This is a genomic window from Rhodococcus xishaensis (assembly GCF_004011825.1).
Classification (GTDB): Bacteria; Actinomycetota; Actinomycetes; order Mycobacteriales; family Mycobacteriaceae; genus Prescottella; species Prescottella xishaensis.
This window is the reverse complement of the sequence record NZ_RKLO01000001.1, coordinates 517909-539772: the sequence shown is the minus strand read 5'-3', so window position 1 is coordinate 539772 and position 21864 is coordinate 517909. Positions and strand designations below refer to the sequence as shown.

Below are 21864 nucleotides of genomic sequence, written 5' to 3'. Positions count from 1 at the left end.
ATGTCGTTGGGGCCTGACACAGACACTAACGAAGTAGGGCGGCACCGGAGTCCCGGTGCCGCCCTACTTCGCTGAAAGCGGAAAAGTCGATCCCTGCGCGACGTCCTTTGACGACGTCACAGACGTCGCGAGGGTCTACCTCTACTTGTTGTCCTCGGCGTCGCCACCCTCGGTCGACTCGGCCGCGCCGAACATCTCGGCGGTGTCGACCGTCTCGCCGGCAGTGTCGGTCACCGAAGCGGCTTCGACGACGCCCGCGAGCGCCTTACCCCGGCGGACGTCCGCAAAAACGGCGCCGAGCTGGTTGGCCTGCTGGATCTGCTGAATGAACTCCTCAGGGGCCATGCCGTAGCGCTGCGCCTGGAACAGGATCCGCTCGGTGAGCTCATCCTGGCCGACGGTGGTGCCTGCGGCATCGGCGATGGCGTCGAGCAGCAGCTGGGTCTTCACCGAGCGCTCGGCGGACTCCTTGGCGTCTGCGTCGAACTGCTCGCGCGTGGTGCCCTGCTCCTCCAGCAGCGCGTTGAGCTTCGCCTCGTCGTGGTCGAGACCATGGATGGCGTCGTGCAGAGCGGCATCGACCTCCGCTTGGACGACGGCCTCGGGCAGCGGAACCTCGACGGTCTCGAGCAGCGACTCGAGGACCTTGTCGCGGATCTGGCCGGCCTGCTCGACCTTGCGGACCCGTCCAACGCGCTCACGCAGATCGGCCTCGAGTTCTGCGAGGGTGTCGAACTCGCTTGCCATCTGAGCGAACTCGTCGTCGGCCACGGGCAACTCGCGCTCCTTGACCGAGTTGACGGTGACGGTGATGACTGCTTCCTGACCGGCGTGCTCGCCCGCAACCAGCTTGGAGGTGAACTCCTTCGACTCGCTGACGCCGACGCCGACGATCGCCTCATCGAGGCCCTCGATCAGCTGGCCGGAGCCGACCTCATGGGACAGGCCAGAGGTGGAGGCCTCGGGTACGTCCTCACCGTCGACGGTGGCGGACAGATCGATCGAAACGAAGTCACCGTCCTGCACGGCGCGCTCGACGCCCGTGAGGGTGCCGAAACGCTGACGCAGCGACAGCAGTTGCTCGTCGACGGCCTCGTCGGTGATCTCGATCGGGTCGACCGTGACGGAAATCGTGCTGAAGTCGGGGAGGGTGATCTCCGGGCGAACGTCGACCTCGGCTGTGAACACGAGTTCCTCGCCGTCCTCGAGCTTCGTGACCTCGATGTTCGGCTGACCGATGGCCTTCACCTCGGAGGCCGAGACGGCTTCGGAGTAGCGGGACGGCAGAGCGTCGTTGACGACCTGCTCGAGCACGGTACCCCGACCGACGCGGGCCTCGAGCAGTTTCGCCGGGGCCTTGCCCGGGCGGAAGCCGGGGAGACGAACCTGCTGGGCGAGCGTCTTGTAGACCTTGTCGAAATCCGACTTGAGCTCCTCGAAGGGCACCTCAACGTTGATACGGACTCGCGTCGGGCTGAGCTGCTCGACGGTGCTCTTCACGGATCTGACTCCTTCGTTGCGGGTGGTGCTCAGTTCGATATGTCGTTCGTACGCGAGCGGGCCGCATCCACGACGCCGTCACGCGATTGGTCGGGGTGACAGGATTTGAACCTGCGACCCTCCGCTCCCAAAGCGGATGCGCTACCAAGCTGCGCCACACCCCGTCCGGAAAAGGACTTCGCGAATCTCGCGAGGACCCGGGGCAGAATCCTACGGCCCCCGGATTAGGAATTCCAAAGCGAGGTCGGTACAGTCTCATCTCGCACACGGCACCACTGGCGATCCCACGAATGCCGTTTGCACGGGGATGTAGCTCAATGGTAGAGCCCCAGTCTTCCAAACTGGCTACGCGGGTTCGATTCCCGTCATCCCCTCTCACAGAAAACCCCGGATCATCTGCGCAGACGCAGTGGCCGGGGTTTTTTCGTTTCCTGGCATCCTGCCGACGCCATCCGATATGCGGCCGAGACCTACAGGTCCGCTGGACATCAAGGCCCGGTATTCTGGTCGATGTCCGCTTTGCCGCTCTCGGAAGGCACCCCGTGGAACTCCTTCTCATCGCCGCCGTTCTCGCCGCCGTCGTATTTCTGGTCATGAAGAGTCAGAACAAGGACAAGGCCAGCTCGGCAAACCAACTCGACGACGCCAAGGCGGATGCTCGCCAGTCGATCGAGCGACTCGGTGGCCAGGTCTTCAATCTCACCGGCACCGACGACGCCTCCAAGCAGGCGCTCGCGGACGCATCCGAGCGGTACACCGCTGCCGGTTCGCAGATCGAGCAGGCGACGACGCCCGTGCAGGCGCGTCTGGCCAAGCAGACCGCGCTCGAAGGCCTCTACTACATTCGTGCCGCGCGCACCGCGATGGGCATGGATCCTGGCCCGGAGGTCCCGAGCATCGACGGACAGAAGTCGGCCGGTGCTGTCACCGAGGACCGAGAGATCGAGTTCGAGGGCCGTCAGGTGTCGGCGTCGCCGAACCCGTCGGCACGCACGCCCAACTACTACCCCGGCGGCCGGGTCGCCGGACGCCCGGTTCCGGCGGGCTGGTACTCCGAGCCGTGGTGGAAGCCGGCGCTCGTCGCGGGCGCCTGGGGCGTCGGGTCGATGTTCCTGTTCTCGGCCATGTTCTCCGGCATGGCCGGCGTTCCCTATGACGCCAACGAGTTCGCCGACGGCTACGAGGCCGGCCTCGAGGACGGTATGGCCGGTGACGGCGCCGAAGGTGGGGACTTCGGCGGCGGCGAGGATTACACCGCGATGGACGGCGGCGACTTCGGCGGGGGCGACTTCGGCGGGGGCGACTTCGGCGGGGGCGACTTCGGAGGGGGCGACTTCGGCGGGGGCGACTTCGGCGGCGGCGACTTCGGCGACTTCGGCTTCTAGTCAGCCTGACAAGCGGGGCACCAGAACAGGTTGCGCCCTTTCATGACCAGGTGAGCGATCGGCGTGCCGCAGATGCGGCACGCCGATCCTGCTCTTCGGTAGGCGTAGGTACGCGGACGATCCTTCACGTACGACGGCTCGCCGTGATCGTCCTCGGGACGCACCACGTGCATCTTGCCGCGGCGCACTCCGATCGTCATGAGTTCGACGAGGTCGGCCCACATCGCATCGAACTCGGCACGGCTCACGCGGCGACCGGGGCGCTGGGGGCTGATGCCGTGCCGGAACAGGATCTCGGCCCGGTAGACGTTCCCGACACCGGCGATGACGGCCTGGTCCATCAGCAGGGCGCCGATCGGTGTCGGCGACTTGCAGATGCGCGCCCACACGCGCTCGGGATCGGCGTCCCTGCGAAGCGGATCGGGCCCCAGCCGCGCCTCGATCGCCGCTACCTGTGGTGGATGCAGCACCTCACATGCGGTGGGACCGCGTAGGTCCGAACCGTACTCGGCGCCGACCATGCGCATGCGGACCTGCCCGACAGGGGGTTCGAGCGGCACCGCGGACTCGGTGAAGGATCCGTACAGACCCAGATGGACGTGGACGACGAGCCCGCCCTCGTAGTGATGCCACAGGTGCTTGCCCCAGGCATCGGATCGGACGAGGACGCGGCCGTCGATCAGGGCCGCATCCTCGGCGAATCGCCCCTGCGGGCTCGACACACGCACCGGAGATCCCGCGAACCGACGCTGGTGCAGGCGCGCAAGTCGGTGCAGCGTGTGACCCTCGGGCAACGCGGCCTACTCAGGCTTCGGGAGCGCCGGGGACTGCCGGAGCCACGCCCGTCTTCTCGTACTCCGCGAGGATGTCGATGCGGCGTTGGTGGCGCTCCTCCTGCGACCACGGCGTCGACAAGAATGCGTCGACGATCGCGAGAGTCTCCTCGAGGGTGTGCATGCGACCGCCGATGCCGATCAGCTGCGCGTTGTTGTGCTGACGCGCGAGTTGCGCGGTCTCTACGCTCCAGGCCAGCGCACATCGCGCACCCGGCACCTTGTTCGCGGCGATCTGCTCGCCGTTGCCGCTACCGCCGAGGACCAAGCCCAGGCTGCCAGGATCGGCTACGACGCGGCGGGCCGCCTCGATGCAGAAGGCCGGGTAGTCGTCGAGGGCGTCGTAGACGTGTGCACCGCAGTCGATGGCCTCATGGCCGTTCGCGGTGAGGTGTTCGATGATCTGGTTCTTGCGTTCGAAGCCGGCGTGGTCGGCACCCAGGTATACGCGCATGCCCCCAATTCTGACAGGCCACGTCGACGTCACACCCCTGGGGACTCGGGACCACGCCGCACTCGTCGGCGCCGAGACGCGCAGGAAGGCATCGGGATACGTCGGAGCCCATCGGAACCCATCCCGGCCCCGTGGGAGCGGGCTTGCGCCGGTAGATTCCGGTCATGTATCCGAACCATCCGCACAGCGCCGGGCCTACCGTGTCGCCACAGGCCTCCACGTGGGCGCACTCGCCGGTCCCGACTCCCCCTGGGCTTTCTCCATACGGGCCACCGGCCCGGCACCCGTGGGAGATCCCGCTGCTGGTGCTGGTCGTGGTGATCACGGCAGTCACCTACGTCGTCGCGATGGTGGTCTTCCTGCGCGGCGACCTGCCGTACTGGGCGATGGTGGTGTTGGCCGCGCCGATCCTGATCTTCGTGGCCCGCGGCCAGATGTACGGGACCCAACGGGTGAACGGCATCAAGATGTCGCCGACGCAGTTCCCCGACGGCTACCGCATGGTGACCGAGGCGGCGGCCAGGTTCGGGATGGCCGAAGTACCCGATGCGTATGTCGTACTGGGGAACGGACGGATCAACGCCTTCGCGTCCGGTCACGGGTTCCGGCGCTACGTCGTCGTCTACAGCGACCTCTTCGAGATCGGCGGGCAGGCCCGCAACCCCGAAGCCCTGGCCTTCATCATCGGGCACGAGGTGGGCCACATCGCGGCCGGCCACGTCGGATACTGGCGACAACTCGGCATGTTCGCCACCAGATACGTGCCGGTGGTCGGCTCGGCGCTATCCCGGTCCATGGAGTACACCGCGGACAATCACGGCTACTGCAACAACCCGACCGGTGCGCCCGGAGCGATGGGTGTACTCGGCGCCGGCAAATACCTCGTCGGCCACGTGGGCTTCGACGAGTTGGCCGATCGCGCGACCAACGAACGCGGCTTCTTCCCCTGGCTGGTGAACCTGCTGTCGAGTCACCCAGTCCTGACGTGGCGTGCCGCGGCCCTGCGGGACCGGACACGCCACGGCAGGCTGTTCCAGCGACCGGACTACATCTATCGCGACCCGAACTTTTCGTTCACGAACCGCTGAGGGGACTCAGTCGAATATGGGTCCTTCGGTGCGGGTCCGCTTGAGCTCGTAGAAGTAGGGGTAGGACGCGAGGGTCACTGCCCCGTCCCACACCTTGCCGGCGTCCTCGCCGCGCGGGATGCGCGACAGGACCGGGCCGAAGAATGCCGTGCCGTTGACGTGGATGGTCGGGGTGCCGACATCGTCGCCGACCTTGTCCATGCCGGCATGGTGACTACGGCGCAACTCGGCGTCGAACTCCTCGGTCTCCGCGGCGGCGGCCAACTCCGCGGGCAGCCCGAGTGACGCGAGCGACTTGACGATCACGTCGGTCAGGTCCTTGTTGTCCTCGTTATGGATACGGGTGCCCATCTCCGTGTAGAGCGGAGACAGGATCTCGTCACCCCGCTGTTGCGCGGCTGCGATGAGCACTCGTACCGGCCCCCACGCCTTGGTCATCGCCTCGCGGTATTCGTCCGGCAACTCGCGGCCCTCGTTAAGGACGGCGAGGCTCATGACGTGGAAGTTCGCGTCGATGTCACGGACCTTCGTTACCTCCAGGATCCAACGTGAAGTAATCCAGCACCACGGGCAGAGTGGATCGAACCAGAAATCGACAGTGTCCTTGGCAGCCCCGTCCTTGACAGCCCCGCTTGCGGCGCTTGTATCACTCACGTGCGTCTCCTTACTCGAAGTGGTGTGACGGTCCGGTGGTGTGACGTCTGCACGACGTCGGAGTACACCTTTCCGTCAAAGACAACCACGACCCCGTACGGATCCTTCCCGGACACCCTCGCCCCCGATAGTGTCGATGGAGGACAGCCACCAGCGAGAGTCGCCTACGGCGGTCGACAGCGACGGCCGTCGCGACTCGGAGACGGAGCAATCCGTGACACTTCACGAGTCATCCCATCGCACATTCGTCATCGTCGGCGGCGGCCTGGCCGGCGCCAAGATCGCAGAAGCGCTCAGAGACAGGGACTTCGACGGATCGATCGTGCTGCTGTGCGGCGAGGAGCACCTGCCGTACGATCGGCCGCCACTCTCGAAGGAGCACGTCGCCGGAAAGAAGGATTTGCCCGATTTCACCGTCCAGCGCGGGGACTGGTATCGCGACCACAAGATCGACGTCCGCCTGGGAACTACCGTCACATCGATCGATCGCGAGCACAAGAAGGTCGTCCTCCCAGACGATTCGACGATCGACTACGACAAGCTCGCCCTGGCCACGGGGTCGCGACCGCGACGCCCGCCGATCCCCGGCGCCGACGCGGCGGGCGTGCACTATCTGCGAACTATCGACGAATCGGACTCGCTGATCTCCGAACTGACCGCGGGATCACGCCTGGTGATCGTCGGCGCCGGCTGGATCGGACTCGAGATCGCGGCCGGCGCGCGGGCTCGCGACGTGGCCGTATCCATCGTCCAGCCGTCCGACCTGCCTCTGCTGCACGCCCTCGGCAAGGAAATGGGCGCGGTGTTCGCAGATCTGCACCGTGAGCACGACGTCGACTTCCACTTCGGCGTGAGGGCCGAGGAGATCACCGTCTCGGCCGGACGTGCAGACGGCGTCCGGCTCAGCGACGGCACGGTCCTGCCCGCCGACGAGGTCCTGGTGGCGGTCGGCGCCGAGCCGAACGTCGAGATCGCCGAGGCCGCGGGGCTCTCGGTGGACGGCGGTGTACTCGTGGACGAGCACCTCGCCACGTCCGACCCCGACATCGTGGCGGTCGGCGACATCGCCATGCAGCAGCATCCACGGTTGGGCACCCGGATTCGTGTGGAGCACTGGGCCAATGCCTTGAACCAACCTGCGATCGCGGCCGCAACGATGCTCGGGCGTCCAGCGGAGTACACGAATCTGCCGTACTTCTTCACCGACCAGTACGACCTCGGCATGGAGTACGTCGGCTGGGCACCTGAGTACTCGAGGGTGGTCACCCGCGGCGACGTCGCTGAACGCGAGTTCCTGGCCTTCTGGCTGGACGAGGAGAACCACGTGCTGGCTGGGATGAACGTCAATATCTGGGATGTCAACGACGACATCAAGGCGATCGTGTCGTCGTCCGCCTCGGTAGATCCGGCCCGACTCGCCGCTCCCGACGTGCCGCTGTCCGACCTCGTCCGCTGAACGACAGGCTTACGTGATGGGATGGCAGTGCTGACTGTCCATCCCTGAAGATGGCCGTGCTGACTGTCCATCACCGAAGATGGACGTGCTGACTGTCCATCCCTGAAGGAGATCTTCGTGGCCCCACCGAATCTGACCCGTGAACAGGCCGCCGAGCGGTCGGCGCTGGTCTCGGTCGACAACTACCGCGTCGAACTCGACCTGACCGACGGTTCCGGCGGCCCGGGCGAGAAGACCTTCCGTTCACGGACCACGGTCGCCTTCAGCGCCCGGGCCGGGGCTTCGACGTTCATCGACATCGTCGCCGCCACAGTGCATTCCGCGGTGCTCAACGGTTCACCGGTGGATGTGTCGTCCTACGACGAGGCCAGCGGCGTCACGCTCGCCGGCTTGGCCGAAACCAACGAACTGGTCGTCGATGCCGACTGCCTCTACACGAACACAGGTGAGGGGCTGCACCGCTTCGTCGACCCCACCGACAGTGCGGTATACCTGTACTCGCAGTTCGAGACCGCCGACGCCAAACGGATGTTCGCGTGCTTCGACCAGCCCGATCTCAAGGCCACCTTCGACATCGCGGTCACCGCGCCAGAGAACTGGAAGGTGGTCTCGAACGCCGCGCCTGTCGAGGCTCCCGCGGCGACCCCGGGCCGGCACATCTTCCGCACCACTGCCCGCATGAGCACGTACCTGGTGGCGCTGATCGCCGGCCCGTACGCGCAGTGGTCGGACATCTACTCCGACGAGCACGGCGATATCCCTCTCGGCATCTATTGCCGAGCCTCGCTCGCCGAGCACATGGATGCCGAACGGCTCTTCGCCGAGACCAAGCAGGGGTTCGGCTTCTACCATCGCAACTTCGGAATGCCGTACGCGTTCGGCAAATACGACCAGCTGTTCGTGCCTGAGTTCAACGCCGGCGCGATGGAGAACGCGGGCGCGGTCACGTTCCTCGAGGACTACGTGTTCCGGTCCAAGGTGACCCGCGCGGCGTACGAGCGACGCGCCGAGACGGTGCTGCACGAGATGGCGCACATGTGGTTCGGCGATCTCGTCACCATGCAGTGGTGGGACGACCTGTGGCTCAATGAGTCCTTCGCGACGTTCGCCTCGGTGCTGTGCCAGAGCGAGGCCACCGAGTACGCCAACGCGTGGACCACGTTCGCGAACGTCGAGAAGTCTTGGGCGTATCGGCAGGACCAGCTGCCGTCGACGCATCCCATCGCTGCCGACATCCCCGACCTGGCGGCCGTCGAGGTGAACTTCGACGGCATCACGTACGCCAAGGGTGCGAGCGTGCTCAAACAACTCGTTGCGTACGTGGGTCTCGAGCCGTTCATGACGGGTCTGCGCGACTACTTCGCCGCCCACGCGTTCGCCAACGCGACGTTCGACGATCTATTGCGGGCGCTGGAGAAGGCGTCCGGGCGCGACCTGTCGAACTGGGGCGCGCAGTGGCTCAAGACCACGGGCCTGAACATTCTGCGACCGGACTTCCAGATCGAGCCGGACGGAACCTTCTCTCGTTTCGCCGTGCTCCAGGAGGGCGCTGACCCTGGCGCCGGCGAGACTCGTGTGCACCGTCTCGCGGTCGGCATCTACGACGACGACCCGGCAACAGGCAAGCTGGTCCGCACCCACCGCGTCGAACTCGACGTCGAAGACGCCAGCACAGATGTCCCCGAACTGGTGGGTGTCCCGCGCGGCAAGCTGATCCTCGTCAACGACGACGACCTGACCTACTGCTCGCTGCGCCTCGACCGCGACTCGCTCGACACCCTCGTCGGCCGCATCGATGACATCGCCGAGCCGCTCCCGCGCACGCTCGCATGGTCGGCGGCATGGGAGATGACGCGGCAGGCCGAGATGCGGGCGCGCGACTTCGTCGGCCTCGTCCAGCGCGGCATCGGTGCCGAGACTGAAGTCGGCGTCGTGCAGCGACTGCTACTGCAGGCACAGACGGCGCTGTCGGCGTACGCCGATCCCGGCTGGGCCGACGCGTTCGGCTGGCCGGCGTTCGCGAACCGTCTGCTCGAGTTGGCCCGCGAGGCCGAGCCGGGCTCGGACCACCAGTTGGCGTTCGTCAATGCGTTGGCCGGTTCGCAGCTGTCGGCGTGGCACACCGAGGTCCTACAGGAACTGCTGGACGTCGAGGATCCCGCGACGCTCGGCCTGAAGGGGCTGGTCGTCGACACCGACCTGCGCTGGCGACTGGTGCATGCGCTCGCGGCTGCCGGGGAGGTGGACGCGGACGGACTCGACACTCCGTTCATCGACGCAGAGGCGATGCTCGATCCCACTGCCGCCGGAGCCCGGCAGGCCGCGGCGGCGGCAGCCGCCCGCCCACAGGCCGCGGTCAAGGAGAAGGCTTGGACGACGGTGTTCGACGACGACACCGTCCCGAACATCACAGCCCGCGCCATCATCGGCGGGATCGTCGCGCCGGGACAGTCGCAGTTGCTCGAGCCGTACGTCGCACGGTATTTCGCGGAGGTTCCCGCGGTGTGGGAGCGACGGTCGAGCGAGGTCGCGCAGACCGTCGTCGTCGGGCTGTACCCGTCGTGGTCGATCAGTGAACAGTCCGTGGAGGCCGCCGATCAATTCCTGACGGGTGATCACCCGCCCGCGCTGCGTCGTCTCGTGGTCGAGGGCCGGGCTGGGGTGGTCCGGTCGCTGAAGGCCCGCGCATTCGACGCGACCTGAGCCCTGCGACTCGAGGCTCGCCACCTGAAGAAGAAGTGCCGGTGACCCGATGTCTGGTGCGGTCAGCCGAGCTGAACCGCCGAGACGCCGGGTCACCGGAGGTGGAGCGATGAGTGCGAGGCTTACCTGGGCGCTATCGCGGCGCTCATGACACGAAGAGCGGACACGAGGCCGTCGATGAGGTTGCCCTCGGTGAACGAGGCGACAGCGGCCGTGACGCCGAGCTGCGCGACCCGGTCGGTGACGCGGTTGGCGACAGCGCTACCGCCACGGACCTCGATCACCCGCTGGTTCGGCGACACCGCGATCAGGACCGAACGCTCGGCCTCCGGGGTGGTCGGGAACACGGCATCGGCACCCATAGCCGGGTCTTCGCCGAGGTCGCCGATGTAGATGTTGAACCGCACCTTGGTCAGGCGAGTCGCGTCGATGAGTGCGTCGTCGATGCGCACCAGGTCGTCCGTTGTGAACGGCGGCTGATCGAGCAACTCCCCGACGTGGTGGACTGCGGAGAGGCGGCCGCTGGTGGTCACGACCGTGCCCACCGGCAGGTCCTCCGGCGCCACTGCCGGGGTCTGGAGAACGTCACCACTTGCCACTTGCGGTACCTCCGATCAGATCTGCGTCCAGCGCGGTGTGCGCCGCGTGGTGACCGTGCGTGGTCACCTCGTCGGTGGCGCTCCACAGGATCGGCCCGCGCGTCCACTGCTCACCGAGGCGGTACGCCGCCGGTTGGGGGTTCGCCAACCGCCGGCCTCGGAGGGACAGGAGACCGATGATCGCGACGACCAGGAGGGGAATCCCTACGAATATCAGCGCTGTCTCGAGAATGCTCACGAGGCCAACCTAGCCCAGTGCTGCCGAAATGGAAGTTCCGGGTCCTGTCAGGCAGCACCCTCGCCGAGATACGGAAGCCAGGTGGGGTGTACCTCGGTGATCGTCGCGAGCAGTCGCCAGTGCGGGCCGGTCGGAGGCACCAGCGCGGTGCGCAGGGACCACCCTAGTTCGCCGAGTAGTTTGTCGGCTTTGCGATGGTTGCAGGGAGCGCAGCAGGCGACGCAGTTCTCCCAGGTGTGTCCGCCGCCACGGCTTCGGGGAACGACGTGATCGATGGTCTCGGCCTTGTCACCGCAGTAGCCGCAGCGGAATCGGTCGCGGTACATGAGGGCCGCGCGAGTCAACGGCACGCGGGTCCGGTACGGCACCCGCACGTAGTTGCGAAGCCGGATCACGGACGGCACCTGGAGAGCCCAACCCTCGGAATGGATGACGGGCCCGAAGGGATCCTCGTGGACGGTGTCGGCCTTGGCGCACACCATCAGCACCACCGCGCGACGCGCGGGCAAGGCGGTGAGCGGCTCGAAGGTGGCATTGAGTAGCAGTACTCGACGTTTGTTCCACGGGGTCGGTGTGCTGCCACCGGACAGTCCAGGAACTGACGAACTCGACTCGGGGATGACGTGCAACGGGTAAGCCCCCGACGTGCGGTGTTCACGCACGTCAGTGGGCATAAGTTGTCGGTGCGATCGACCGCTCTTTCGGTGTGTCATGCCACCTCCGCGAAGACTGCCACAAGTTGACCACGGATGGTCGGTTCACGCACACCCATTTCGGCAAAAATACTGCCCCACATCGGGGTAAACAACCATCGACGGCCGCGGTCGTCGACTGCAGGCACAATGGAGCGTGACATGACTGAGACGAACCCAGAAACCATCGGCGGAGCGCAGCCGCAGCAGACCTTCTACGAGGCAGTCGGCGGCGCCGAGACGTTCCGCAAGCTCACCGCCCGATTCTACGAGGAAGTGGCGAAGGACGAGATCGTCCGCCCGCTCTATCCCGAAGCCGATCTCGGGCCGGCCGAACGCCGCATGCGCATGTTCCTCGAGCAGTACTGGGGTGGGCCGCGCACATACTCCGACGAGCGGGGCCATCCCCGACTGCGGATGCGGCACGCCCCGTTCCGGATCGGCCCGATCGAGCGGGACGCCTGGCTGCGCTGCATGCACACGGCGATCGCATCCATCGACGACCGAACCCTCGACGAATCGCACCGGCGTGCCCTCATCGACTACATGGAGATGGCGGCAGCGTCGATGGTGAACTCGCCGGTCTAGCCCCTGTGCGATGACCGAGGTCGTTGCCGGGCATTCAATGCGGCACTATGAGTGAATGTGTCCACGCGAGAGGATTCGTCCGTCGCCCAGGAGCCGTCGGACTCGCACCGGTGGTGGACGGACGCCGTCTTCTACCAGGTCTATCCGCGGTCGTTCGCCGACTCCAACGGCGACGGTGTCGGTGACCTTCGTGGCGTGACCGATCGCCTCGGCTATCTCGAACTACTCGGGGTCGACGCGATCTGGCTCAGTCCGATCGCCCGTTCTCCGATGGCAGACCACGGCTACGACGTGTCGGACCCGCGGGATATCGATCCTCTCTTCGGCGACCTCGCGACGATGGACACCCTCATCGCCGAGGCGCACACGCGCGGCATCCGGGTCACGATGGACCTGGTCCCGAACCACACCAGCGATCAGCACCCGTGGTTCCAGGAAGCCCTCTCGTCCGGACCCGACAGCAACGCCCGCGAACGCTACATCTTTCGCGAGGGCCGCGGACCGGACGGTTCGCAGCCTCCGAACAACTGGCCGAGCGTCTTCGGTGGCCCCGCCTGGACGCGCATCACCGAACCCGACGGCACCCCTGGCCAGTGGTATCTGCACATCTTCGCGGCCGAACAGCCCGATCTGAACTGGGACAACCCGGAGGTCTTCGCTGACCTCGAGGAGACACTGAGGTTCTGGTTGCATCGCGGAGTCGACGGCTTCCGGATCGACGTCGCACACGGAATGGCCAAACCGGAGGGCCTTCCCGACCACGACTGGGACACCAACGCGCTGCTCCGCAACGACGACGACGATCCCCGGTTCAACAACCCGGGCGTCCACGAGATCCACCGCGGCATCCGGCGGGTCATGGACGAGTATCCGTTCGCGATGTCCGTCGGCGAGATCTGGGTACGGGACAACGAGCGGTTCGGCGAGTACATCCGTCCGGACGAACTGCACCTGGGCTTCAACTTCCGCCTCGCCGAGACACCCTTCGACGCCGACTCGGTGCGGGCTGCCATCGAGAACTCTCTCGATGCGGTCGAGCGGGTCGGCGGCACACCCACATGGACACTGTCCAATCACGACGTCGAGCGTGAGGTCACCCGCTACGGCGACGGCGACCGCGGAGTAGCCCGCGCCCGGGCGATGGCCCTCGTCGAACTCGCACTTCCTGGCGCATCGTTCATCTACAACGGCGCCGAGTTGGGCCTGCCGAACGTGGACCTGCCGGACTCGGCGCTCGAGGACCCGGTGTGGGAGCGATCCGGGCGCACCGAACGCGGCCGCGACGGGTGCCGCGTGCCGATGCCGTGGGAGGGAGCGCGCCCACCGTTCGGCTTCTCGACCGTTACGGACACGTGGCTGCCGATGCCACCGGAATGGGAGTCCCTGACGGTCGAGTCGCAACTCGAGGACGTCGATTCGACGTTGTCGCTGTACCGGACGGCCCTCGAGTTGCGATCGTCGCTCGCGGAGTGCTCCGGCGCGGAAATCGACTGGTATGGAAGCCCGCCCGGATGCATGGCCTTCCGCCGCAGGGGCGGACTGATCTGTGTCCTCAACGCCACCGAGGCGCCGATCCGGCTTCCGGCCGGCACTGTCGTGCTGACGAGTCTGCCCCTTGTCGAGGGGCTGCTACCCGCCGATTCCGCAGCCTGGCTGGTCTGATCCGGTCGCCCGTCGAGCCGCTCCGGCACCTCCGGCCACCATTGACAAATCGAGTGATCTGTCTCACGGTTGAGACATGACGAAGACAATGTCTGGCAAAGCGGCCTACGTCCCTCGCTCCGGCCCCACGTGGCGGGACCCGTGGCCGATGTACGCGGCGCTGCGCGAGCACGATCCCGTCCACAACGTCGTGCCGGAGGGAGCACCGGACTACGACTACTGGGTGCTGACCCGGCACGCCGACGTATACAACGCGGCCCGTGACGCCGAGACGTTCTCGTCCGCCGAGGGGCTGACGATGACCTACGGCGAACTCGACAAGATCGGGTTACGTGACAATCCCCCGCTGGTCATGCTCGACCCACCGGTGCACACTCAGTTCCGCCGTCTCGTAGCCCGTGGGTTCACGCCGCGCCAGGTCGAGACGGTCGAACCGGAGGTACGCCGCTTCGTCGTCGAGCGGCTGGAGCGACTGCGCGCCGCCGGTGAGGGTGACATCGTCACCGAGCTGTTCAAGCCGCTGCCGAGCATGGTCGTCGCGCACTACCTGGGTGTGCCTCCGGAGGACCGCGGCCAGTTCGACGGTTGGACCGAGGCGATCGTGGCGGCGAACGCGAACGGCGACCCGCTCGAGGCAGCGTCCGCGGTCGGAGATCTCATGGCCTACTTCGGCGAACTGATCGAACGACGCAAGACCGACGCCGCCAATGGGGACGCCGGTGACGACACCATCTCACATCTCGTCGCCGCTGGCATGGGCGCCGACGACGATGTTGCAGGCATCCTGTCGATTCTCGGTTTCGCGTTCACGATGGTCACCGGAGGCAACGACACCACCACCGGAATGCTCGGTGGCGCAGTGCAACTGCTGACCCAGCGTCGCGACCAGCGGCAGCTGCTTCTCGACGACCTCGGACGGATCACCGCTGCGGTCGAGGAGTTGCTGAGGCTCACCTCCCCCGTCCAGGGCCTCGCGCGCACCACCACCTGCGACGTGACGATCGAGGATGTGACGATCCCCGCCGGCCGCAAGGTACTGCTCGCCTATGGCTCTGCGAATCGCGATCCCCGCGTGTTCGGCCCCGACTCCGAGGAACTGGACGTGCTGCGCAACCCGCGGCAGATCCTCACGTTCAGCAATGGCAACCACCACTGCCTCGGTGCGGCCGCCGCACGCATGCAGGCGCGAGTCGCGCTCGAGGAACTGCTCGCACGTTGCCCCGACTTCGACGTCGACATCGACGGAGTCGAGTACGCGGCCGGGAACTACGTCCGGCGCCCCACCCGGGTGCCGTTCCGCGCCGGATGATCATGAACGCCAGGACATCCGGTTCGTGGCTGCAGGACGATCGCGTCGAGGCTGCGGCAGAGCGGATTCTCGACGCGGCCGCGGCACTCTTTGTCGAGCGTGGCGTGGCCACAACGGGTATGGCTGAGGTCGCCAAGGCCGCGGGATGCTCGCGGGCGACTCTGTATCGCTACTTCGAGAACCGGCGAGCCCTGCACCGCGCCTTCGTGCACCGTGAGGCCCGCCGCCTCGGGGAACGTATCGCCGCGGCACTCGCCCCCGTCACCGATCCTCGGGAGCGCGTGACCGAGGCAGTGATCATGGCGGTACGCGAGGTCCGGTCTACACCAACCCTCGCCGCGTGGTTCGGTCTCGGCGACGCAGGAGTCGCATCCGAACTCGCGAGTACATCCGAGGTGATCGAGGTGCTCGGCATCTCGTTCCTCTCCGACGAGCGGGGCCGCGACAACCGGAGCGCCGACCGCCGAAACAGTGACGTCCGATTCAGGGAGGACGCCGATATCGCTGGTCGCGCGCGGTGGTTGGTACGCGCAATCGTCTCGCTTCTCACCGTCCCGGGCGCCGACGTGGACGACGAGCGCGCCATGGTGGAGCAGTTCGTGGTCCCGGTCGTCCTACCTACATGGTGAGCTGTCCTGGCTACACGGAGAGCTGCCCTAGCTACACGGTGAACAAGGGGATCGCCCCCGCGCGGCGCGCGTAGACCGAGCCGAACCGGGCGTCGAGGCGCAACCAGGACGGCGCAGCGCGCACCCGAACGATCTCGTTCTCGGCGATGGCGTCGAGATCAGTCTCCGCGGCCGCCGGCCGGCCGTCCGCGCGCGGCACGAAGCCCATGCCGGTGAGAGCGAAGACGGTCCGCATCGATACCTCAACGGTCGTCCCGCCCCCCTCGACCTCGAGAACCTTCTGGTCGAGCAACGACGTAGGTGGCCCCTGTGTGCTGCCGTGTTCTCTCGCCAGAGCGGCACCACGCTGGGCCAGCCCGAGCAGGACCCGGGCTGGCACGTCGTCCACGTGGAGGAAGCCGGCCTCCGGCGGGAGTGCCCCGCGCCACGCCGAGTCCATAGCGAACCCGGGATCGATGTCGGTCGCTGCTTCACCGAGCGCCCGAAGCAGCATGTCGCCGCCCGCAGTCGTGTCCTGCGGGCGGACGTCTCCGGCGACGGAACAAGTGGCGAGAGCATCGAATCCGGTCGGCACCCACACCGACACACGCCCGTCGTCTCGACGCCGCAGGCGGATCACCGCCGACTCGTCGAGGCGCAGCGCGCGCCCGACGAACATCGCGAGGTTCGCGCGATCCGCGGCGTCGGGAACCCTCAGAACCCGTTCATCCACGCTTCAACTGCTCCAGGTATCCGCGCTCGGACGCGGTCAGTCGACGCAGCCTCTGGGTGGCGATGTCGAACGCGGCGATCTGTGTCGAGGCGACGATCGATGCCGGCGTCGAGGCCGCCGCTCCTCCGGGGCGCACCTCATAGGCGAGCGTGAAGTCGACGGCGCGTATCTGCTCGACCCACATCAGGACGTCGAGGGGGCTGTCGTCGTGGCGGAGTTGGCCGCGATAGCGCACGTGCAGATCGGCGATGACCGCGCCGTCGCGCAGTGTCGCCGTCGGTAAGCCTTCCTCGAAGAGCAGCGGGACCCGTGCCTCCTCGAGCAGCGTCACCATCCGTGCGTGATTGATGTGCTGGAAGGCGTCCATGTCGGACCAACGGACCACCACCTTCGTGTGGAAGCCCGCGCGACGCCCTTCGACGACAGCCCTTACAACACTCCCGTTCCGCATGGCGTCCTGCGCCCCACTCACCGTCCGACCTCCGATCTGGTGCCCATGCCTCGCACCATGCTCCGTACCTGACGCGCCGCCACCGACAACGTCGCGAGATCCAGGGTTCCAGATTCGAAGATCTCCGCGAGCGCGGACCTCGCGCGCGCAAGTCGCGACGCGTTCGTCGACTCCCAGTAGTCGATCTTCTCCTCCGGCGTTTCGCTCGGCTCACCGGCGACCAGCACCTCGAGCGTCAGCGACCGTAGCGACCCGTACAGGTCGTCCCGCAATGCCAATCGCGCCAGCGCGTGCCAGCGGTCGCCACGCTCGAGGTCGGAGACAGCGGTGAGCAGCCAATCGACGCCCAGGTGAGCATCGAGCGCGAAGTACAGCTCGGCGACCTCCTCACCGTCACGCTCGCAGATGTCGGCGACATCGATGATGTCGAGCAGACTGAACAGGTCCAGCAGCCCGTACACCTCGAGGGCGAGGTCGCGGGGTGCTCCGTCCGCCACGACCTCCCCGGCGCTCCGCTCGAGGTCGGTCAGACGGTGGCCCTGCACCCAACCGGGGACCCTGGGGGCCAGCTTGCGGAACTCGGAGGAGTACCTGCTGATCTCGGCTCCGACCGCGATCGGCTGGGGACGACTCGACAGGAACCAGCGCGAAGCCCGATCCAACACCCGCCGGGACTGCAGCATCAGCAGATCCGACACCTGTGTCGGCATCTCGGCGGCGCGCACCCGCTCCCACACGTCGTGTAGTTCGAAGATCTCGGTCACCGCGGCGTACGCCCGGATCGAGTCGGTGCTGGACGCCCCTGCGTCCTCGGCGAGCCGGTACGCATAGGTGATGCCGCCGTTGTCGATCGCGTCGTTGACCAGCATCGTCGCGATGATCTCGCGACGCAGTGGGTGCGAGCGGATCGACGACTTGAACCGAGAACGCAGCTGGATCGGGAAGTAGTCCGGGAGCCAGGCCGCGAAGTAGTCGCTGTCGGGCAGTTCCGTCGCCAGCAAGTCCTGCGCGAATGCGAGTTTGACATGCGCCATCACCGTGGCCAGCTCCGGCGAGGTGAGGCCGTGGCCGGCTTGTGCGCGCTTGGTGAGCTCGGGTGAGGTAGGCAACGCCTCGAGCCTCCGGTCGAGACCATGCTGGGAGACGAGGGAGGCGATCAGGCGACGATGGACGCCGAGCATCTGCGGCGCGCTCGCTCGCGACATACCCAGCTGATCGTTCTGCGAGATGTTGTCCGCCAGCACCAGCCTCGCCACCTCGTCGGTCATCGCCACGAGCAACGGGTCGCGCTCCTCCGGTGCCAACTCGCCACTGCTGACCTGCGCGTCGAGCAGGATCTTGATGTTCACCTCGTGGTCCGAGCAGTCCACACCGGCCGAGTTGTCGATCGCATCGGTGTTGATCTTGCCGCCGTGCAGTGCGTACTCGATTCGTCCCAGCTGGGTGGCGCCGAGATTGCCGCCCTCACCGACGACCCTGGCCCGCAGGTCGGCGCCGTCGACCCGCACGGCGTCGTTGCTCTTGTCGCCCACCGCGGCGTCGGACTCGGACGCCGCCTTGACATACGTGCCGATGCCGCCGTTCCACAACAGATCCACGGGTGCGGTCAGGATCGCCTTCACCAGGTCCGGCGGCGGCAGTTCGGTCACGCCCTCGTCGATGCCCAGCGCCGCCCGCACCTGCGGGCTGATCGGCACCGACTTCGCCGTTCGCGCGTACACACCGCCACCGTCACTGATCAGTGTGGGGTCGTAGTCCGCCCACGACGAGCGCGGCATCGCGAACATCCGACTCCGTTCGGCGAACGACCGGGCCGCGTCCGGATTCGGATCGAGGAACACGTGCCGATGGTCGAAGGCGGCGACCAGGCGGATGTGCTCGCTGAGGAGCATCCCGTTGCCGAACACGTCGCCGCTCATGTCACCGATTCCGACGACCGTGAAATCGTCTGTAGTGACATCGATTCCGAGTTCCCGGAAGTGTCGTTTGACGCTCTCCCACGCACCGCGCGCGGTGATACCCATCTCCTTGTGGTCGTATCCCGACGAACCTCCGGACGCGAACGCGTCACCCAGCCAGAACCCGTACTCCGCCGCGACCTCGTTCGCGATGTCGGAGAACGTCGCCGTGCCCTTGTCCGCCGCCACGACGAGGTAGGCATCGTCGCCGTCGCGGCGCACCACCCGCGCAGGTGGCACCACCCCACCGGCTGCCCGGTCGACGTTGTCGGTGATGTCGAGCAGACCCGAGATGAAGGTTCGGTAGCACGCGACTCCCTGATCACGAGCCGCCTGCCGGTCGGCGGTGATGTCACCCGTGACCGGCACGGACTTCTTCACGACGAACCCGCCCTTCGCTCCGACCGGTACGATCACAGCGTTCTTGACGGCCTGAGCCTTCGCGAGCCCGAGGATCTCGGTGCGGAAGTCGTCACGGCGGTCCGACCATCGCAGGCCACCGCGCGCGACGGGGCCGAAACGGAGGTGGACGCCCTCGACGTCGGGTGAGTACACGAACACCTCGAACCGCGGGCGGGGCTTGGGCAGTTCCGAGATCCGGCCCGGGTCGAACTTGAGCGAGAGGTACCCGCGCGAGTTGCCATCGCCGTCGACGACGAAGTGGTTGGTCCGCAACGTCGCTCGTACGAGACCGAAGAGCGCACGCAGAATGCGGTCGACATCGAGACTGACGACCTCGCCTATGTCTGCCCGCAACGCAGCCTCCAGGTCGCGCGAGCGCTCGTCAGAGGCGTGGTCCGGGTCGAACAACGCCTCGAACAACTCGATCAGCTCCCGGGCGATCTCCGGATGATCGAGCACCACCCTTTCGATGTGGATCTGGCTGTACGCGAAACCGGCCTGGCGCAGGTACTTCACGTACCCGCGGAGCACCGTGACCTGCCGCCAGGCCAGGCCGCCGCGCAGCACCAGTTCGTTGAACCGGTCGGCCGCGCACCGACCGTGCCAAATGGCGGTGAACGCCTCCGTGAAGCGATTCCGCAACCGTTCGTCCGGTCCGCCGGCACTCAAGTCCACGACTGCGCCGCCCAGGAGTTCCGCCGGGACCTCCAGACCGAATTCGTATATCCAGCAATGCATTGCGTCCGGCCTCACGATCAAGTACGGACGCTCGTCGAGAACTTCGACGCCCAAGCTGTGCAAGACCGGTAGCACATGCGACAGCGAGATGCCCTCACCAGCGAAGTACAGCGCGAATCGCCACTGCCCTGCAGGTGCCGACGCGTCCTGGTAGAGCCGCAAGTCGATGGAGTCGGCGTCGAGGGCCTCGACACGCACAATGTCCGCCAACGCCCGCTCGGCGTCGAAGTCCTCCTTGTAGCTCTCCGGCAGCGCGGCCGCATATCGCGCCGCCAGCGCGGGATCCACCGTCGGATCGTCGGCCACGGCATCCGAGAAGTGGTCGTCCCAGCTACGGCTCGCAGCGGCCAACAGACCCTGGATGCGGAGGCGGTTCCACTCCCCCGTGTCGATATAGACGTCGCGCGCACTCGGTGGCTTGCGGATGGTTACGTGCAGCATCGCGAGATCGCCCTCGGTGACGCGGACGGTGTACTCGAGCGAGCCACCGCCGAGTTCGTCGAGCAGAATCTGCTGCATCGCCCGCCGCACCCGGGTGTTGTACCGGTCCCGCGGCAAATAGACCAGGCACGAGACGAAGCGCTTGAAACCGTCCTCGCGCATGAACAATCGAACCTGGCGCCGCAGCCCGATGTTGAGCACTGCGGTCATCGTTTCGACCAGGGTGTCGGTGTCGATGGAGAAGAGCTCGGTGCGCGGGAACGACTGCACCACCTCGAGCATCGCCTGACCCGAGAACGATTCGATATCGAACCCGGCACGTTCGATCGCGGTTCGCACCCGGCGTTCGATCACCGGAATGTCGAGCACGTTCTCGTGCATCGCCGTCACGGTGAACACCCCGAGGAATCGGTGTTCGCCAATGATCGCACCGTCGTCGTCGACGATGCTGACGCCGACGAAGTAGGGATAGACCGACCGATGCACCGTCGCCGGCACAGACCCCTGGGTCAGTACCAGCAACGGACAATCCGGGATGTCCACCGCCAAAGGGACTTTGACGTACTCCCCGATGAGCCGGTCCGCACGCAGCACGCCCAGCCCGCTGCCCCGGACAACCTCAGCTCGGTGCCCACTGCCGATTTCGTAGCGTCGGTAGCCGAGCACGGTGTAGTGGCCGTCCGCAAGCCAACGCAGCAGATTCGCACAATCGCGCACCTCGTCGGCCGACCGTCCCGGTGGCGGACTGTCAGCGCGCGAATCGAGTTCGGCCGCGATCGTGCGCTCCAGCGCCCGGATCTCTTCGGTGTCGGCCACGACCTGCGCCACGTCAGTAAGGACGTCAGCGATCGACGATTCGAGGGAGTCGAGAAGGGCACCTTCGGTTGCGGGGTGCAACTGCACGTGAATCCACGACTCCAAGGCGACGCCGCTGGGCACGTCGTGGGTGGAGACCTCCGGCAGGACCTCTTCCAACGCCCCCTCCGCGTCCCTGCGCACGCCGAAGATCGGGTGGACCACTTCACTGATCGTCAGATTGAGCCTTACCAGAAGCGCGGTGACCGATTCGACGAGCAGGGGCATGTCGTCGGTGACGATCTGCAGTGCCGCCCCGACTCCGGTGTTGTCGCTACGACGGTGGACGCGGACTGCTGCCCGGCCGAGCTTGCGGCGTCGAGCGAGGCGCAGATGCTCGCGAAGAATGGAATCCAAACGGCCGTTCAGGACGCTATCGGGTTCACCGGCGGAGGTGTGCCGAAAGTAGGCGTTCCTCAGCGCCGGCAGACACTCGCGCAAAGCGGCAGGCAATTCGAGGGTCCAGTCGGCATCTACAGATTCCGTCATCGCGACGCTCCGTCCCTGGTTCGAGGTC

The 21864-nt window shown here is 66.6% G+C and carries 18 protein-coding genes and 2 tRNA genes; 9 read left to right on the top strand and 11 right to left on the bottom strand.

What is annotated here, in order from left to right:
- Positions 1-141: 141 nt before the first annotated feature.
- Both tig and EGT50_RS02575 read right to left on the bottom strand, forming a co-directional pair.
- Positions 142-1500 carry a trigger factor gene (tig, locus tag EGT50_RS02580; RefSeq protein WP_127951013.1) on the bottom strand — a complete coding sequence of 453 codons (1359 nt, stop codon included), beginning with the start codon at positions 1498-1500 and terminating at the stop codon, positions 142-144.
- An 87-nt stretch (positions 1501-1587) separates the two neighbouring features.
- A tRNA-Pro gene (locus EGT50_RS02575) sits at positions 1588-1664 on the bottom strand.
- A 139-nt stretch (positions 1665-1803) separates the two neighbouring features.
- Between EGT50_RS02575 and EGT50_RS02570 the strand changes: the two genes are divergently transcribed.
- Together EGT50_RS02570 and EGT50_RS16950 are read left to right on the top strand one after the other, a co-directional pair.
- Positions 1804-1874: transfer RNA gene (locus EGT50_RS02570), tRNA-Gly, on the top strand.
- Positions 1875-2042: 168 nt separating this feature from the next.
- On the top strand, positions 2043-2885 hold the full coding sequence (locus tag EGT50_RS16950; protein WP_164873325.1) for a GA module-containing protein: 843 nt from the start codon (positions 2043-2045) through the stop codon (positions 2883-2885).
- Here the strand turns inward: EGT50_RS16950 and EGT50_RS02560 are convergent.
- A complete protein-coding gene (locus EGT50_RS02560; protein ID WP_127951012.1) occupies positions 2882-3679 on the bottom strand; it encodes an Fpg/Nei family DNA glycosylase in 798 nt (265 codons plus the stop codon). The genes EGT50_RS16950 and EGT50_RS02560 overlap by 4 nt on opposite strands.
- A 10-nt stretch (positions 3680-3689) precedes the next feature.
- A complete protein-coding gene (locus EGT50_RS02555; protein ID WP_127951011.1) occupies positions 3690-4172 on the bottom strand; it encodes a ribose-5-phosphate isomerase in 483 nt (160 codons plus the stop codon).
- Between the two features lie 164 nt (positions 4173-4336).
- Between EGT50_RS02555 and EGT50_RS02550 the strand changes: the two genes are divergently transcribed.
- Entirely contained in the window at positions 4337-5260 is a 924-nt protein-coding gene (locus EGT50_RS02550) for a M48 family metallopeptidase (protein ID WP_127951010.1), read from the top strand.
- Positions 5261-5266: 6 nt separating this feature from the next.
- On the opposite strand, the gene EGT50_RS02545 is transcribed toward EGT50_RS02550, so the two are convergent.
- On the bottom strand, positions 5267-5914 hold the full coding sequence (locus EGT50_RS02545; RefSeq protein ID WP_127951009.1) for a DsbA family protein: 648 nt from the start codon (positions 5912-5914) through the stop codon (positions 5267-5269).
- 214 nt (positions 5915-6128) lie between these two features.
- On the opposite strand from EGT50_RS02545, the gene EGT50_RS02540 reads away from it, so the two are divergent.
- Positions 6129-7370 carry an NAD(P)/FAD-dependent oxidoreductase gene (locus EGT50_RS02540; RefSeq protein WP_235870516.1) on the top strand — a complete coding sequence of 414 codons (1242 nt, stop codon included), beginning with the start codon at positions 6129-6131 and terminating at the stop codon, positions 7368-7370.
- Positions 7371-7487: 117 nt separating this feature from the next.
- A complete protein-coding gene (gene pepN / locus EGT50_RS02535; RefSeq protein ID WP_127951007.1) occupies positions 7488-10073 on the top strand; it encodes an aminopeptidase N in 2586 nt (861 codons plus the stop codon).
- A gap of 122 nt (positions 10074-10195) precedes the next feature.
- Here the strand turns inward: pepN and EGT50_RS02530 are convergent, their stop codons facing one another.
- Genes EGT50_RS02530 through EGT50_RS02520 form a run of 3 tightly spaced genes read right to left on the bottom strand, consistent with a single transcriptional unit; the run spans position 10196 to position 11584 of the window.
- Positions 10196-10672 carry a DUF5130 domain-containing protein gene (locus tag EGT50_RS02530; protein WP_127951006.1) on the bottom strand — a complete coding sequence of 159 codons (477 nt, stop codon included), beginning with the start codon at positions 10670-10672 and terminating at the stop codon, positions 10196-10198.
- Entirely contained in the window at positions 10659-10910 is a 252-nt protein-coding gene (ctaJ, locus tag EGT50_RS02525) for an aa3-type cytochrome oxidase subunit CtaJ (protein ID WP_127951005.1), read from the bottom strand. Before ctaJ ends, EGT50_RS02530 begins: the two co-directional genes overlap by 14 nt.
- Before the next feature lie 47 nt (positions 10911-10957).
- Complete coding sequence (locus EGT50_RS02520) at positions 10958-11584, bottom strand: HNH endonuclease (RefSeq protein ID WP_408014579.1); 627 nt, start codon at positions 11582-11584, stop codon at positions 10958-10960.
- Positions 11585-11764: 180 nt separating this feature from the next.
- Between EGT50_RS02520 and EGT50_RS02515 the strand changes: the two genes are divergently transcribed.
- From EGT50_RS02515 to EGT50_RS02500, 4 genes are all read left to right on the top strand, one after another.
- Positions 11765-12190 (top strand): globin, encoded by a 426-nt coding sequence (locus EGT50_RS02515; RefSeq protein WP_127951003.1) that lies wholly within the window; start codon positions 11765-11767, stop codon positions 12188-12190.
- Between the two features lie 57 nt (positions 12191-12247).
- Positions 12248-13852: a glycoside hydrolase family 13 protein gene (locus EGT50_RS02510; protein ID WP_127951002.1), complete on the top strand. Its 1605-nt coding sequence runs from the start codon at positions 12248-12250 to the stop codon at positions 13850-13852.
- 76 nt (positions 13853-13928) lie between these two features.
- Positions 13929-15161, top strand: a complete 1233-nt coding sequence (locus EGT50_RS02505) for a cytochrome P450 (protein ID WP_127951001.1) — start codon at positions 13929-13931, stop codon at positions 15159-15161.
- Between the two features lie 2 nt (positions 15162-15163).
- Positions 15164-15790 (top strand): TetR/AcrR family transcriptional regulator, encoded by a 627-nt coding sequence (locus EGT50_RS02500; RefSeq protein WP_127951000.1) that lies wholly within the window; start codon positions 15164-15166, stop codon positions 15788-15790.
- A 31-nt stretch (positions 15791-15821) separates the two neighbouring features.
- Here the strand turns inward: EGT50_RS02500 and EGT50_RS02495 are convergent, their stop codons facing one another.
- Genes EGT50_RS02495 through EGT50_RS02485 form a run of 3 tightly spaced genes read right to left on the bottom strand, consistent with a single transcriptional unit; the run spans position 15822 to position 21836 of the window.
- Complete coding sequence (locus EGT50_RS02495; protein WP_127950999.1) at positions 15822-16502, bottom strand: hypothetical protein; 681 nt, start codon at positions 16500-16502, stop codon at positions 15822-15824.
- Positions 16495-16953 (bottom strand): acyl-CoA thioesterase, encoded by a 459-nt coding sequence (locus EGT50_RS02490; protein ID WP_127951363.1) that lies wholly within the window; start codon positions 16951-16953, stop codon positions 16495-16497. The genes EGT50_RS02495 and EGT50_RS02490 overlap by 8 nt, the downstream gene beginning before the upstream one ends.
- A 17-nt stretch (positions 16954-16970) precedes the next feature.
- A complete protein-coding gene (locus EGT50_RS02485; protein ID WP_127950998.1) occupies positions 16971-21836 on the bottom strand; it encodes an NAD-glutamate dehydrogenase in 4866 nt (1621 codons plus the stop codon).
- Positions 21837-21864: the final 28 nt, after the last annotated feature.

Excerpts from the sequence above, each read along its gene's own strand:
- EGT50_RS02555 (WP_127951011.1), bottom strand. The coding sequence starts at position 4,172 with ATGCGCGTATACCTGGGTGCCGACCACGCCGGCTTCGAACGCAAGAAC.
- EGT50_RS02550 (WP_127951010.1), top strand. The coding sequence starts at position 4,337 with ATGTATCCGAACCATCCGCACAGCGCCGGGCCTACCGTGTCGCCACAG.
- EGT50_RS02520 (WP_408014579.1), bottom strand. The coding sequence starts at position 11,584 with ATGCCCACTGACGTGCGTGAACACCGCACGTCGGGGGCTTACCCGTTG.
- EGT50_RS02515 (WP_127951003.1), top strand. The coding sequence starts at position 11,765 with ATGACTGAGACGAACCCAGAAACCATCGGCGGAGCGCAGCCGCAGCAG.
- EGT50_RS02505 (WP_127951001.1), top strand. The coding sequence starts at position 13,929 with ATGACGAAGACAATGTCTGGCAAAGCGGCCTACGTCCCTCGCTCCGGC.
- EGT50_RS02500 (WP_127951000.1), top strand. The coding sequence starts at position 15,164 with ATGAACGCCAGGACATCCGGTTCGTGGCTGCAGGACGATCGCGTCGAG.
- EGT50_RS02490 (WP_127951363.1), bottom strand. The coding sequence starts at position 16,953 with ATGCGGAACGGGAGTGTTGTAAGGGCTGTCGTCGAAGGGCGTCGCGCG.
- EGT50_RS02485 (WP_127950998.1), bottom strand. The coding sequence starts at position 21,836 with ATGACGGAATCTGTAGATGCCGACTGGACCCTCGAATTGCCTGCCGCT.